The sequence below is a fragment of the Spongiivirga citrea genome, assembly GCF_010671565.1.
Taxonomy (GTDB): Bacteria; Bacteroidota; Bacteroidia; order Flavobacteriales; family Flavobacteriaceae; genus Spongiivirga; species Spongiivirga citrea.
Genome location: NZ_JAABOQ010000003.1, coordinates 230,645 through 245,084, shown reverse-complemented (window position 1 = coordinate 245,084; position 14,440 = coordinate 230,645). Strand labels below are relative to the sequence as shown.

Below are 14,440 nucleotides of genomic sequence, written 5' to 3'. Positions count from 1 at the left end.
AAAAAACTCGACAAGGAGGCATTCATTATCGTTATTGCACCTTTGGTAAAATTACCTTTTTTAAAATGAAGAGGTTAATCTATTTCGCTAAAAAATACTTCAAGCTTAGTACGTTTGTTTTCTGGAACAGTTGGGCTATTGCCATGAAGGACAACACCAAACGGACTGATGACAGCAGCTTCTGGAGTAGAAATATCTGAGTCTAACAGGGGTCTTGAAACATTGATATTATTAATATCAGAAGTTAGGGAGAGTCCTAATTTAACATTGGTTGAATCTCTTCTAATTATGTTACTTAAATGAGAAGTAATGCTAAATCGATATAAAGGTCCGTCATCAGCTGTTTCATCCAAAATCCCACCATAAACACTTCTAGATTCATCACGTTCAGATGCTGCGCTCGAGCTTGTAGGATCAATAAGATAATCAAACAAAGCTGTTTCATTTTCCAGATCATACAAATACAATCTGTTTGGCAAAGTTGTATTAGCTGAAGCCGCTTCATCTACATAAAAAATGAGATTAGCCTGATTAATAAGCCAATTGTTGGCTTTAATTTGATCAAGTACGTCAGAGGATTCGCCTTCATCAAACAATTTAACCTCTGTCATAATTCCCTGGCCTCCTCGAATAAATAAATTTTCTGGGGCGTCAGTGTTAGCTAAAGCGTCACTTATTGTTATTGGTAATGGATCATCCTCTAAAATATTGATTACATTCCCATTTAGTGGAATTAAAAAAGTATCTTGATCAACTACAATCGTATCGTCACTCGGGTCATCTACAGTGTTGTTGGTGTCTACTTCATCAAATTCATACTCGATGCGAATATTGGCGTTCGCAAAGTCTAATAGCATTAATAAATTGTCAACATTCGATGTTGTGATATATATACCTCTTAAGTAATCAGTGAATTCACTATCAGTCGATAAAACACTAGTTCCCTCAGCATTTAAAATTCGTTCTTGAATGAAAAGAGAATCAAGTGGCACTCTAATTCTTGGTGATAACCGCTCATCGGTTACAGGATTTCCTTCGTCATCTGGTTGCACATTGATTACGTCAATTTCTTCATCACTTATAGAAGTTACACCATCAAAAAGAACTGTTCCAGTAAAATCTGCAAAATTAGGAGTTGGATTCCCATCTCCTGTCATGCCAATAGAAGTATAATATTGCTGTACTTGTTGAAAATTGTTGTCAGGATCTAGGCTTCTTAAAAAGAAGGTAAGCTCCTCAACTTTCATATTAAAGGTAGCATCTCGATTTCCGAAAAGAGAATCCAGTTCGTATGTGTTCTCTTCATCCTCCGTGCTTACAACGGTGCTAAAAAAAGGAATGTCTAAATAGGCGTTTACTACACGTTCGTTATCTGCGAGCGTGAGGTCGTCGCCATCAGCTGCATTTGTATCTTCAACATCTTGAGTGAAATTACCAAAAGTTGGATTGTAATTTGTACCGTTTGCCGAGACCAGTCGTAATTGCGCTGCAACTGAAGCCGTTCTTCTACCAAAAATTGCATCTTCTCTACTGCCCAATTGATATAGGGGTAGAAAATTACTTCTCACGGGACCAAGCTTTGTGTTTGTTAAAAAAATGTCGTCTATTACGGTTTGTTCTACATTAAAATCACCGCCACCAATAACATCAGCACCGATAGTGTTGAATTCTTGTGTACAAGATCCGGCAAATGCCAAAATCAAGGTAAAAGTAAAAAAGGCAGAACCGGCGTTGACTAATCGCTTCATTGACATCGTTGTTTTATTCAGAATTTAGCTTGAGAAATACATGCTTTGCGGACAAATGTAGCTTTTTTGATAAGATAGAAAAGCTAAGGTCCTCTTAAAACTAGCTTAAAACTTTTGTTTGATAAAACTCCGTGTAAGCATCAGCAAATTCTTCTTTTGAAACAAAAGGAAGTATTGGCTTATCTAGTTGATCTATATGACTTTGTAGGTCGTTTGGCAGGTTTTCACTTGCAATAACCACAGCGTCAGAATGATCAACTGCCACTTTCATTATGTTAACATATGAAGGAGTCTCAAGTGCATCAGCACCTTCAACATTGTCGAACTTCACTTTGTCCAGCATTTTAGGATCAAGAGTTGCGTCAAAATCTTGTTGGTATACTGATGTTACGATCTTACTTTCGGCAAATAAAGGCTCATCGCCGTAGTACTTCTTAAGATATAATGGTAGTAATGAAGCCATCCACCCATTAACGTGAATAATATCTGGAGCCCAGTTTAGTTTTTTAACCGTTTCGACAACGCCTTTTGCAAAAAAGATAGCGCGCTCGTCATTATCAGGAAACAAATTTCCATCCTCATCAGTCAAGGTTGCTTTGCGTTTAAAGTATTCTTCATTGTCAATAAAATATACTTGCATACGCTCCTTAGGGATAGAGGCCACCTTAATGATTAATGGCATATCCATATCATTAATAACCAAATTCATTCCTGAAAGTCGAATAACCTCATGTAGTTGGTGTCTTCTTTCATTAATATTGCCAAAACGTGGCATGAATATTCGTATTTGTCCCCCTCTATCATTTACCATTTTTGGTGCCTCAAAAGACATCGATGATATTTCTGTTTCTGGTAAATATGGCACCACTTCCGATGACACGTACAATACCCTTTTATTCGTCATAAAACACGCTTCTGTTAGGTTATTTTAAAAAACACGCAAAATTACGAAAATTATGCAGATTAACGGCAAAATACTATGTTTGCAAGCTGATTATTTTTAAAGATAGAATGGTTTTTACCGAAAAAGCAACACTAAATAAATATATTAGTCAACAGCGGGACAACAAGCAATCAGTTGGTTTGGTTCCGACAATGGGTGCTTTGCATGATGGGCATCTATCTCTTATTCAGCAATCTACAAAACAAAATGAGCTTACTGTTGTAAGCGTTTTTGTGAATCCCACGCAGTTTGACAACCCTAATGATTTGGTTAAATATCCAAGAACTCTGGATGATGATGTTAAACTGATAAAAAGTTTAAAAAAACATGTAATTGTGTATGCTCCAGCTCCAAATGACGTATATGAGGACTCCGTTTCTTCTCAAAATTTCGATTTTGATGGCTTAGAAAATGAAATGGAAGGAGAGTTTAGAACAGGTCATTTTGATGGTGTGGGAACCGTGGTAAAACGACTGCTCGAAATCGTAAAACCGGATTACGCTTATTTTGGAGAGAAAGATTTTCAGCAATTACAGATAGTTAGAAAACTGGTAAAAAAACACAAAATTTCGGTAGAAATTGTTGGCTGTCCAATTAGCAGGGAGGATAGCGGATTGGCGATGAGTTCAAGAAACAAAAGGCTTACCGAAGAAGAGAAGCAAAAATCTGCATTTATTTATAAAACACTACAACAGGCAAAGGCGAAATTTGGCACAGAAAGTGCTAATACAGTAGTAGAATGGGTGACGAAACAATTCGAAAGACATTCGTTTTTAACGTTAGAATACTTCAAGATCGCTGAGGTTTTGACATTAAAAAGTGTTAAAAGAAAAACAAAAAACAAAAAATATCGAGCCTTTATTGCAGTGTATGCAAATGACGTACGACTAATAGACAATCTAGCCCTAAATTAATTAACTTTGCCCCATGCAAGTAACTGTAGTTAAATCAAAAATTCACCGCGTAAAAGTTACCGGTGCCGACCTAAATTATATCGGTAGTATTACCATCGATGAGGATTTAATGGATGCTGCGAATATTATCGAAGGAGAAAAAGTACAGATCGTTAACAATAACAATGGAGAACGATTAGAGACTTATGCAATTCCTGGTCCACGAAATAGTGGAGAAATCACTCTAAATGGTGCGGCTGCAAGAAAAGTAGCAGTCGGAGATATACTAATCTTAATTTGTTACGGAATGATGGATATTGAGGAAGCTAAAAGCTTTAAGCCATCACTTGTTTTTCCTAACGAAGCCAACAACAAGTTAAACTAAAAGCTTGAACCCAAAACTCTCTAAAGCCTTACAGATTATCTTGCCCTTAGGCTTAGGGATATTTCTTATTTGGTATTCGTATAATAAGTTCACACCAGAAGAACTTATCACCATAAAAGAGAATTTTAAAAGTGCCAATTATGGGTGGGTTTTATTAAGCATTGTTTTTGCCTTATTAAGTCATTTTTCTAGGGCATACCGCTGGAATTATATGCTGGAGCCATTGGGTTATCGTCCGAAAGTGCCAAATAATATCATGGCCGTTGGAATCGCGTATTTAATGAACATGTTTATTCCTCGATCAGGAGAAGTATCCCGTGCCTTAGTTGTCAAAAAATATGAAGGAGTTCCCTTTGATAAGGCATTTGGTACTATCATTGCTGAAAGGGTTGCTGATCTTGTTATTTTGGGAGCACTTGTACTAATTGCGCTCTTATCACAATTTGATATTTTAAGTGCCTACATTATTGATAGTCTTCCTCAGGAAAAACTGATATTTGCTTTGGTATCCTTAGTTGTTTTTGTTGTAGTGACCATTCTTTTCTTTCGGTACTCTAATAATGCAATAAGCAAAAAAATAAAGACCTTTTTGATTGGCATTAAAGAAGGAATTTTTAGCATTCTTAAAATGAAGAATAAATGGGGATTTATTTTTCATACTATTTTCATTTGGGTGATGTACTTGTTAATGTTTTACGTCTGCATTTTTGCATTGCCAGAGACCTCTCATATAAATTTTCCTATTCTTATATCGGCGTTTGTTGTTGGCAGTTTTACTATTGCATTTACTAATGGCGGTGTAGGCTGGTATCCATTTGTAATCGGTAAGATTCTTCTTCTTTACGGAATTGCTGAAACTGATGGTGCAGCTTTTGGTTGGATAGTTTGGACCGCACAGTTTATAATGATCCTGATTTTCGGGGGCGTTTCATTTCTTATTCTTCCGTTTTACAACAGAAAAAACAAGCAGAAAAACGAAAGTTAAAACCTGTATAACTGCGATTCTTGCCTCTTTTATTCATTTATACCTATCTTGAAAGCAGATACTAACCTATTTATCATGAAAAAATTACTTTTACTTCTATTGGTGTGTTCTACATCGATCAATGCCCAAGTGCTTAATGAAGAATTCAATTCGTACAAGATGGGCGAAACACGTAATATTAGTATTTACGTTCCAGAAAGCTACTCAGCAGAAGATAAAAAGACATATCCATTAATCATTGTTTTAGACGGCGAATATCTTTTTGATCTAACCGTTTCTAATACAAAACTATATAGTTATTGGGAGGAAATGCCGGAAGCTATTGTTGTAGGAATCGAACAAGAAGACGTTCGCATTGGTGACACAAAATTTAATGCAGATAGTGGTTTGCCTGAAGAACGTGGTGCTTCATTTTTTGAGTTTGTTGCTATGGAGCTAGTTCCTTACATAGCTAAAGGATATAAGACAGCTAATTTTAAGATGATTATTGGTCATGATCGTACGGCTGCTTTTTTAAATTATTACTTGTTCAAGGAGGATCCTATGTTTGATGCTTATGTGAGTTTAGCTCCAAAATTTGCTCCTTTTATGGAGGAGCGTTTGGCAGACAAATTGAACAGCACCGAAAAAAGACGTTTTTACTACTTAGCGACTAGCGAAAATGACGATAAACGAGGACGAAAAGCGATTAAAGCCCTCAACGAAAAACTAAAAACAAGTACTAACGAGAATTTGAGTTTTTATTTTGATGAGTTTGCCAACGCGACTGAAAATGCCGTTTCTGGCTATGGAATTGCCAGTGCGATGGATCAAATTTTTGGGATGTACAAACCAATTACGGTTAAAGAGTATCGGGAGAATATTGCCAAAATGGATTCGGATGTATTTAGTTACTTGGATAAAAAATATAATGATATCGAGACTTTCTTCGGTTTTAGAAAGCAAACAACCATGAACGATATTATGGCAATCTATGCTGCCGCTAAAAAGAAGGAAGATTTAGAATCGCTTCAGAAGTTAGGTGTACTTGGTCTAAATGAATATCCTGAAACCATGTTAGGCCATTTTTTCGAAGCGGAGTTTCACGAGCTTTCTGGCGAACCAAAAAAAGCATTGCGAACCTACGAAAAAGCTTTTGCATCACCTGAGATTGACTTTATGACCAAAGACTTAGTCCTTGAACGCATGGAGGCCTTAAAAGCTGATTTTGGATATTAATGAATGAAAATTTCTGTTTTTTGAAATTTCAAATTCCAACTTTCGTACATTTCGGGTTTTAAATAAGGAACCTGTAAATGGCTAAAGTAAAAACTACCTTTTTCTGTCAAAACTGCGGATCGCAATTTCCAAAATGGCAAGGACAATGTTCTAGCTGTAAGCAGTGGAATACAGTGGTGGAGGAAGTGGTTCAAAAAGTGGAAAAATCTGATTGGAAAACACCACAATCACCTGCCAAGCGCGTTTCAAAACCATTGAAAATAAATGAGATTGACACGGCCAAAGAGGCGCGCATGAATACAGGTAATTCTGAATTTAACAGGGTGCTTGGTGGTGGAATAGTACCAGGAAGTATGATTTTGTTAGGTGGCGAACCTGGTATTGGTAAAAGTACATTACTGCTTCAAATCTCGTTAAAATTACCATATAAAACCTTATATGTTTCTGGTGAAGAAAGTCAGAAACAAATTAAAATGAGGGCAGAACGCATTCATCCTAATGCTGAGAACTGCTACATTTTAACCGAGACCAAAACACAAAACATTTTCCGGCAGATTGAAGAGGTAGAACCGGATATTGTGATCATCGATTCCATTCAAACGCTGCATTCGGATTATATTGAATCATCAGCTGGGAGTATTTCTCAGATTCGTGAAACGACTGCCGAATTAATGAAATTCGCCAAGGAAACATCTACTCCTGTAGTATTAATAGGCCATATCACCAAAGATGGTAATATTGCTGGTCCGAAAATATTAGAACATATGGTCGATACCGTACTTCAGTTTGAAGGCGATCGCAACCATGTATATCGCATTTTACGTGCATTAAAGAATCGATTTGGGAGTACTGCTGAATTGGGAATTTACGAGATGTTAGGTGCTGGTTTACGAGAAGTGAGCAATCCTAGTGAAATCCTTATTAGCAAAAAAGATGAAGAATTAAGTGGTAATGCAATTGCGGCAACCCTCGAGGGAATGCGACCGCTGATGATCGAAATTCAGGCTTTAGTTAGTACTGCAGTATATGGCACACCACAACGAAGTACAACCGGCTATAATGCTAAGCGATTAAACATGTTGTTGGCAGTACTCGAAAAACGCGCTGGCTTCCGACTAGGAGCTAAGGATGTATTTTTAAACATCACCGGAGGTATCAGTGTTGATGACCCAGCAATTGATTTGGCAGTGGTCGCTGCAATTCTTTCAAGCAATGAAGATATTCCAGTTGAAAAAGATGTTTGTTTTGCGGCTGAGGTCGGACTTTCCGGAGAGATAAGGCCAGTAAACCGAGTAGAACAGCGTATTCTGGAGGCTGAAAAACTCGGCTTTACAAAGATCTTTATTTCTAAATATTGCAAACTCTCTCTAAAAAATCCTCAAATCGAAATCATCAAAGTCGCTAAGATTGAAGATGTTGTGAGTTGGTTGTTTGGGTAGTTTCTTTTCTTTTTGACGATCATATCTTTTTGGAGTTCAACAGGAATGACATCTATCCTGTTTTTCTACTTTCGTTGGAAAATTCAAAAATTGTCGAACGAAATAAGATTGAATAAAATTCAACAAAATTTCACTTTTTGATATTTTGATGAAAAATATGCAGGAAATTGAAAAATACGATGAAGATAATATAATCTGGTAACGTTAAGTTAACATTGGGAAAAATACAATTTTAATAAGATTTTTCCGATTTTGCTAGAATAATAATATCGATTGCCGAAAAATTGATCCTTCAAAAAAACGAGATATAAAAAATGGAATCTGCACTTTTTTCATGGTTTTGAGCATTAACATTTAGGCTTGTTCATTTGACGTTTTGGTAACCTTAAACCCTTGTCATCGCGAACATATGCTAATAATTTTGAAGTGTAACTCAAAGTCTAATTAAAAACAAAAAGACATGAAAAGAGTAGCTTTATTATTATCAGTATTAGCATTTAGTGTAAATGCATTTGGAGCCTCAATACCTGCAGAAGTTCCTGTAAAGGTATTGCAAAATCAGATTGTAAGGTTATTAGATGAACCATCAATGACCATTTATAAAGAAACAAAAGTTCAGTTGAAGTTCATGGTGACCAAAAATGGCAAACTGGATGTGGTTTCGTCAAAATCTGAAAATGAGAAATTAGCAGAATATGTAAAGAAGCGCTTAGACGATAAGAATCTTGCGATTTATGTTGAAAATTCGAAAGAGGTATATAGCGTTGTTTTGCGATTTATTGTTTAAACTAATTAATTATTTAAAAGAAAAGCCAATTCTTAATAGAATTGGCTTTTTCATATATTTAAATCGAAGGCTTATCACGGTGCTGGATCTGGGATTTGACTATGAATAGCTTCAATACCTTTTAAAACATCATCACTTAAATCGACATTAATACTGTCGATATTTTCTTTAAGCTGATCTAAAGTGGTAGCGCCAATAATATTGCTAGTTACAAAAGGCCTAGTATTTATATATGCCAATGACATTTGGGCTAGGGAAAGTCCATGTTTTGATGCTAATTCTGCATATAGTCGTATAGCTTCTTTTGATGGGTCACTACCATAACGCAGTACAAAATTAGGAAATAGCGTACCACGAGCGCCTTCTGGTTTCTTACCACCGATGTATTTGCCACTTAATGTGCCCGAAGCCAAAGGAGAGTAAGGCAATAACCCTACATTTTCTCTCATGGAAACCTCAGCATTACCAACTTCGTATGCACGATTTAATAATGAATACGGATTTTGAACAGTACTGATTTTTGGTAAATTATGAATTTTACTTTCTTGCAAATATCTCATAATTCCCCAAGGTGTTTCGTTAGATAAACCAATGCGCCGGACCTTACCCGATTTGATAATCTCATCTAATGTGGATAATATTTGGTTGATATTATCTTCCCATTGTTCATTTTCATCGTGTACATGACCTCGCTTACCAAAGAAATTAGTATTGCGATCAGGCCAGTGTATTTGATACAGGTCGATGTAATCAGTTTGTAATCTTTCAAGACTGCCATTTACAGCATCGTGTAATGATTCTGGTGTAAAACCTGTTGTACGAATATGAGATGTATAGGGTCCTGGGCCAGCTATTTTTGAAGCAAGTATAATTTCTTCTCTTTTGCCTGTTTTCTTAAACCATGTTCCTATAATCTTTTCAGTCGCACCATATGTTTCGGCTCTAGCAGGAACTGAATATAACTCTGCTGTATCAAAAAAGTTAATGCCTTGCTCAACTGCATAATCCATTTGATCGTGGCCTTCTGCTTCTGTATTCTGCTCGCCCCAAGTCATGGTGCCTAAACAAATTTTGCTTACTTCAATTTTGGTATTGGGTAGTGTAGTATATTTCATTTTATAGCATTAAAAAATCCCAACTAAATGGGATTTTTGATATATGTAAAATTACTGAATTATGATTTTATATAAGTGCACATTCCATGCTGAAAATGTTGTGGCTTCAACAGTTATTCCACCTCATTCAACAACTTAGTCACTTCATCTAACTTAGGAGTTAAAATCACTTCAATTCGTCTGTTTTTTGACTTTCCTTCCGCAGTTGTATTCGGTGCAATAGGAGAATACTCACCACGACCAGCGGCTGTTAAGTTTTCTGGTTTAATCTGTCTATTTTGTCTCAAAATAGCAACAATAGAAGTTGCACGTTTTGTTGAAAGATCCCAATTGTCTTTTATATTGCCGTTGCCTGAATAGGGTGCATTATCAGTATGCCCTTCAATAAGTACAGAAATGTCAGGATTCTTAGCAAGTACTGTTCCTAATGCATTCACCGCACGCTGTCCCTCAGAGCCCACAGCCCAGCTACCAGATTGAAACAACAGTTTGTTTTCCATCGATACGTAGACTTTTCCGTCACGTTGTTCGACTGTTAATCCTTTGCCTTCAAAATCGAGCAATGCTCTAGAAATAGCATCTTTTAACTTTTTCATGGCAGCATCTTTGCTAGCAATAACACTTTCTAATTCGTTAATGCGATTAGATCGTGCATTCAACTCTTTCTGTAGCTTTTCAAGTCGAGCATTTTCAGCGGCTAAAGCTGCTTCTTTGGCTTCTAATTGTGCTAATAATTCTCGATTCTTTTTAGCGTTTGCAGCGATTGATGCACTGCTGTTTTTCTCTAAGGCTGCATATGAATCATTAAGCTTATCGTATTTTGATTTGAGTCCGACATAATCGCGTTCTAAAGCATTTTTCTTGTCTTCAGATGTTTTGTATAACTTCTCTAGTGAAGCAAATTCATTTTGCAGCTTATTTTTCTCAGCTTGCAAGTTGGCATAATCATCGACTAGCGATTCATGCTCGCTCTTAAGATCGGCATATTTATCTTCTAATTCTTTAAAAACTTTTGCTGATACGCAAGAGTTTAAAAAGATGGGAATAAACAACAAAATGGCAATTTTCTTAATCATATGTTCTTTTAAAAAATTAATGATCCACTTCAACTAAAATAGGACAGTGGTCGGAGTGCACCGCTTCGCTTAGTATAACGGCGCGTTTTAATTTTTCTTGTAGTGGTTGCGATGCCATTGCATAATCAAGACGCCATCCTTTGTTATTGGCTCTTGAATTTGCACGGTAGCTCCACCAGCTATAATTATGAGGTTCTTTATTAAAATGACGAAACGTATCAATAAAACCACTATTGATGAAATTCCCGATCCATTCGCGCTCTACTGGTAAAAATCCTGATACATTCTTATTTCTTACAGGATCATGAATATCAATAGCCTCATGACAAATGTTATAATCACCGCACACAATTAAATTAGGTCGTGTCTCTCTCAACTTGTTGGCGTATTTATGAAAATCGGCCATGTATTTTAGTTTGAAATCAATTCGCTCAACATTCGACCCACTTGGTAAATACATACTCATCACAGATAAATCACCAAAATCAACCCGAAGATTTCTGCCTTCAAAATCCATATAATCAATACCAGTACCGTACTCAATATGATCGGGTTCATTTTTACAAAAAATGGCAACACCACTATATCCTTTTTTCTGAGCGCTAAACCAATAATGATATTTATAACCAGCATTCTCAATAATAGCAGTATCAACTTGGTCAACCATTGCCTTGGTTTCTTGTATACAAATTATATCAGGATTTGCAGATTGAAGCCAGTCGATAAAACCTTTATTTAGGGCGGCACGTATGCCGTTTACGTTGTAAGAAATAATATTCATTTTAGCGATAATTTGATATGGACTAAAGTAATGATTACTATTTTATGACTTTTAAAAATTTATCTTAAAAACTCTTTTAATAACTATTGAAATTCGGCAAAAAATGAGGTTGTATGTTTAGTAATTTTCCGATATCAAAACCAAAAAAATGAAATCATCGCCAATCAAAAAACTTCACAAAGTGCTATTGCGTTTTTCGTTATTGTTACTCGCTTGTTCAGCTAGCTTTGCTCAAGGAAGTCCTAACACTAGTTATCCTAACGAGTTTAAATTAAATGTTGGTTGGTTTATTGTTGATGGAACAATAGAGGCTGCATATGAGTATTTTATAAACTCCGAATCTAGTATTGGTGCTACAGCTTACTACGATGGTGATAGTAGCGATGCCTTAGGTAAGTTCGGTATTGGCCCAAATTTTAGAGTATATTTTGGAAAGCGCTATGCAAACGGGGTTTATGCAGAGGCTTTTGGGCTTTACTATACGGGAACACTTTCGGAAGACGTCATAGTTGATATGCCCAGAATAAATCAAGATTTTAATACGTTTGCCTTAGGTTTCGGGATCGGTTTTAAGCTACTTACCAGAAGCAGTAATTTTTCTTTAGACGTAAATGCTGCTTTGGGCCGAAATTTAACTCAAGAAAGTCTGCAGGACGCTTTCGTTGGAAAAGGTGGTATTTCGGTCGGATTTAGATTTTAGACCTGATATAAAATCAGATTGAAAAGCAACCTTTCTTATTTTTTTCATCTAAGAGCAGTAACCTAAACAAATTTAAATGAAGAAATCAATTCTATTATTTGTGCTCGCTTTTTTGAGCTTACCTGTATTTTCTCAGGATGAACCAGACGTTAGTTTAAAGAATAGTGAGCTAAAATTAAATGCACTTTTTTTAGTGATTGGTGCTTTGGAAGTTGAATATGAATATATTTTGAATGAGGAATCAGCTGTTGGGGTATCCGCTTTTTTGCCGATCGATGAAGATGTTGACATCAATTATTATATTTCTCCTTACTATCGATGGTATTTTGGTAAAAAGCGAGCGGCGGGTTTCTTTGTAGAAGGCTTTGGAATGCTTAACTCTGTTGAAAATGAGAATTACACATTCGATGATGTCACTTTTATAGGCTCAAGTACTTTTGAAACCAAGACCGATTTTGCAATTGGAGTTGGACTTGGAGCAAAATTTATAACTACAAGAAATTTTATCGCCGAAATCTATGCTGGAGTAGGAAGAAACCTCTTCAATACCGATGGCGATGATGACTTTGAAATTGTTGGTAAAGGGGGAATAAAGATTGGGCTGCGTTTTTAGGTAAGAGACTAATGCTAAATTGAAATGGTCAAACCCCTCTCCCTAACCCTCTCCCCAAGGAGAGGGGACCAATATTTTTTGTTTTTAGAAAAAAAGATCCTAATTAAAGACTGAAACTACATTTTCTGAAGCCAATTCTTCACGCTTACCTCTGCAGCAATAATCGATTTTAATTCGGAAATAGGAACACGTTTTTGTTCCATAGTATCTCGATGACGAATCGTAACGGTATTGTCTTCTTTGGTATCGTGATCTACAGTAATGCAAAATGGTGTACCTGCAGCATCTTGACGGCGATAGCGTTTTCCAACAGCATCTTTTTCGTCATAAAGCACATCAAAATCCCATTTAAGGTCTTCGATAATCTCTCTTGCAATCTCAGGTAATCCATCTTTTTTAACTAAAGGAAAAACTGCTGCTTTTGTAGGTGCTAATACCGCTGGTAATTTTAAAACTGTTCTAGTGGTGTTATTTTCTAAGGCTTCTTCTTCTAGCGAATTAGAGAATACGGCAAGGAACATACGATCTAAACCTATTGAAGTTTCTACTACATATGGAATATAACTTTCGTTGTCTTCGTGATCGAAGTAGCGCAATTTCTTTCCAGAAAATTCCTCATGGCTTTTTAAATCAAAATCAGTGCGGCTATGAATACCTTCTAATTCTTTGAAGCCGAACGGGAATCTAAACTCAATATCAGAGGCAGCATCAGCATAATGAGCTAGTTTTTCGTGATCGTGAAAACGATAGTTATCTTCACCCATTCCCAATGACAAATGCCATTTTAATCGGGTTTCTTTCCACTGCTCATACCATTCTTTTTGTGTGCCTGGCTTCACGAAAAATTGCATTTCCATCTGTTCGAATTCACGCATACGGAAAATGAATTGACGGGCCACAATCTCATTTCTAAAAGCCTTTCCAGTTTGGGCAATACCAAACGGAATTTTCATACGTCCCGTTTTTTGCACATTTAGGAAATTAACAAATATACCTTGCGCCGTTTCAGGCCGCAGATATAAATCCATTGCACTTTCAGCAGAGGCTCCCAGTTTAGTGCCAAACATTAGGTTGAACTGTTTAACATCAGTCCAATTTTTAGAACCTGAAAGCGGACAAGCGATCTCTAATTCTTCAATGAGTGCTTTTACGTCAGCTAGGTCTTCTTTTTCCAGCGATTGCCCCATTCTTTTCAAAATGGCATCACCTTTTTCTTTATAACCTAAAACTCTTGGGTTTGTCGCAATAAATTGTTCTTTATCAAACGAATCGCCAAAACGCTTAGCTGCTTTTTTTACTTCTTTTTCAATTTTTGTATCGAGTTTCCCAACATAATCTTCGATTAATACGTCGGCACGATAGCGCTTTTTCGAATCTTTATTATCAATTAAAGGATCGTTAAAAGCATCAACATGGCCAGAAGCTTTCCAAGTGGTTGGATGCATGAAAATGGAAGCGTCAATACCCACAATATTTTCGTGCATTTGCACCATGGCTTTCCACCAGTATTCGCGTATATTTTTTTTAAGTTGAGCTCCGTTTTGCGCATAGTCATAAACGGCACTTAACCCATCATATATTTCACTCGACTGAAACACATATCCGTACTCCTTTGCGTGCGAAATTACCTTCTTAAATTGATCTTCTTGATTTGCCATGGCGCAAAAATAATTCAATTTAGAAAATGGGAAAGCTTAGTGCTTGTTTTTTGTTGGGAGTTACGGTATAAGAAAGAAATAATAAGCAAAATGCCTTGA

General features: G+C 36.4%; 14 protein-coding genes. 8 read left to right on the top strand and 6 right to left on the bottom strand.

Translation table 11 applies throughout. The annotated features are described in order from the left end of the window. Window positions 1-74 precede the first annotated feature (74 nt). Both GWK10_RS07755 and GWK10_RS07750 read right to left on the bottom strand, forming a co-directional pair. Window positions 75-1,748 carry a DUF4270 domain-containing protein gene (locus tag GWK10_RS07755; RefSeq protein WP_164031239.1) on the bottom strand — a complete coding sequence of 558 codons (1,674 nt, stop codon included), beginning with the start codon at window positions 1,746-1,748 and terminating at the stop codon, window positions 75-77. Window positions 1,749-1,848: 100 nt separating this feature from the next. Next, complete coding sequence (locus GWK10_RS07750; RefSeq protein WP_164031235.1) at window positions 1,849-2,652, bottom strand: glycogen/starch synthase; 804 nt, start codon at window positions 2,650-2,652, stop codon at window positions 1,849-1,851. A 107-nt stretch (window positions 2,653-2,759) separates the two neighbouring features. Here GWK10_RS07750 and panC point away from each other — a divergent pair, with 107 nt between their 5' ends. From panC to GWK10_RS07720, 6 genes are all read left to right on the top strand, one after another. Continuing rightward, window positions 2,760-3,605, top strand: coding sequence for a pantoate--beta-alanine ligase (gene panC / locus GWK10_RS07745; protein ID WP_164031232.1), 846 nt, complete (start codon window positions 2,760-2,762; stop codon window positions 3,603-3,605). Window positions 3,606-3,618: 13 nt separating this feature from the next. Beyond that, the gene (gene panD, locus GWK10_RS07740) at window positions 3,619-3,969 is read left to right on the top strand and encodes an aspartate 1-decarboxylase (protein WP_164031229.1); all 351 of its coding nucleotides are present in this window, start codon (window positions 3,619-3,621) and stop codon (window positions 3,967-3,969) included. 4 nt (window positions 3,970-3,973) lie between these two features. Beyond that, window positions 3,974-4,954 carry a lysylphosphatidylglycerol synthase transmembrane domain-containing protein gene (locus tag GWK10_RS07735; RefSeq protein ID WP_164031226.1) on the top strand — a complete coding sequence of 327 codons (981 nt, stop codon included), beginning with the start codon at window positions 3,974-3,976 and terminating at the stop codon, window positions 4,952-4,954. A 75-nt stretch (window positions 4,955-5,029) separates the two neighbouring features. After that, complete coding sequence (locus tag GWK10_RS07730) at window positions 5,030-6,172, top strand: alpha/beta hydrolase (RefSeq protein WP_164031223.1); 1,143 nt, start codon at window positions 5,030-5,032, stop codon at window positions 6,170-6,172. Between the two features lie 77 nt (window positions 6,173-6,249). Further along, window positions 6,250-7,611 carry a DNA repair protein RadA gene (radA, locus tag GWK10_RS07725; RefSeq protein WP_164031220.1) on the top strand — a complete coding sequence of 454 codons (1,362 nt, stop codon included), beginning with the start codon at window positions 6,250-6,252 and terminating at the stop codon, window positions 7,609-7,611. Between the two features lie 460 nt (window positions 7,612-8,071). Continuing rightward, window positions 8,072-8,398, top strand: coding sequence for a hypothetical protein (locus GWK10_RS07720; RefSeq protein ID WP_164031218.1), 327 nt, complete (start codon window positions 8,072-8,074; stop codon window positions 8,396-8,398). Between the two features lie 74 nt (window positions 8,399-8,472). Here GWK10_RS07720 and GWK10_RS07715 read toward each other — a convergent pair whose 3' ends face one another. From GWK10_RS07715 to GWK10_RS07705, 3 genes are all read right to left on the bottom strand, one after another. After that, window positions 8,473-9,513: an NADP(H)-dependent aldo-keto reductase gene (locus tag GWK10_RS07715; RefSeq protein ID WP_164031214.1), complete on the bottom strand. Its 1,041-nt coding sequence runs from the start codon at window positions 9,511-9,513 to the stop codon at window positions 8,473-8,475. A gap of 113 nt (window positions 9,514-9,626) precedes the next feature. Next, window positions 9,627-10,589: an OmpA family protein gene (locus GWK10_RS07710; RefSeq protein WP_164031211.1), complete on the bottom strand. Its 963-nt coding sequence runs from the start codon at window positions 10,587-10,589 to the stop codon at window positions 9,627-9,629. A 16-nt stretch (window positions 10,590-10,605) separates the two neighbouring features. Then, window positions 10,606-11,370, bottom strand: a complete 765-nt coding sequence (locus GWK10_RS07705) for an exodeoxyribonuclease III (RefSeq protein WP_164031207.1) — start codon at window positions 11,368-11,370, stop codon at window positions 10,606-10,608. 148 nt (window positions 11,371-11,518) lie between these two features. Here GWK10_RS07705 and GWK10_RS07700 point away from each other — a divergent pair, with 148 nt between their 5' ends. Both GWK10_RS07700 and GWK10_RS07695 read left to right on the top strand, forming a co-directional pair. After that, on the top strand, window positions 11,519-12,070 hold the full coding sequence (locus GWK10_RS07700; RefSeq protein ID WP_164031205.1) for a transporter: 552 nt from the start codon (window positions 11,519-11,521) through the stop codon (window positions 12,068-12,070). 76 nt (window positions 12,071-12,146) lie between these two features. After that, a complete protein-coding gene (locus GWK10_RS07695; RefSeq protein ID WP_164031202.1) occupies window positions 12,147-12,683 on the top strand; it encodes a DUF3575 domain-containing protein in 537 nt (178 codons plus the stop codon). 116 nt (window positions 12,684-12,799) lie between these two features. Here the strand turns inward: GWK10_RS07695 and GWK10_RS07690 are convergent, their stop codons facing one another. Then, complete coding sequence (locus GWK10_RS07690; RefSeq protein WP_164031199.1) at window positions 12,800-14,341, bottom strand: glycine--tRNA ligase; 1,542 nt, start codon at window positions 14,339-14,341, stop codon at window positions 12,800-12,802. Window positions 14,342-14,440: the final 99 nt, after the last annotated feature.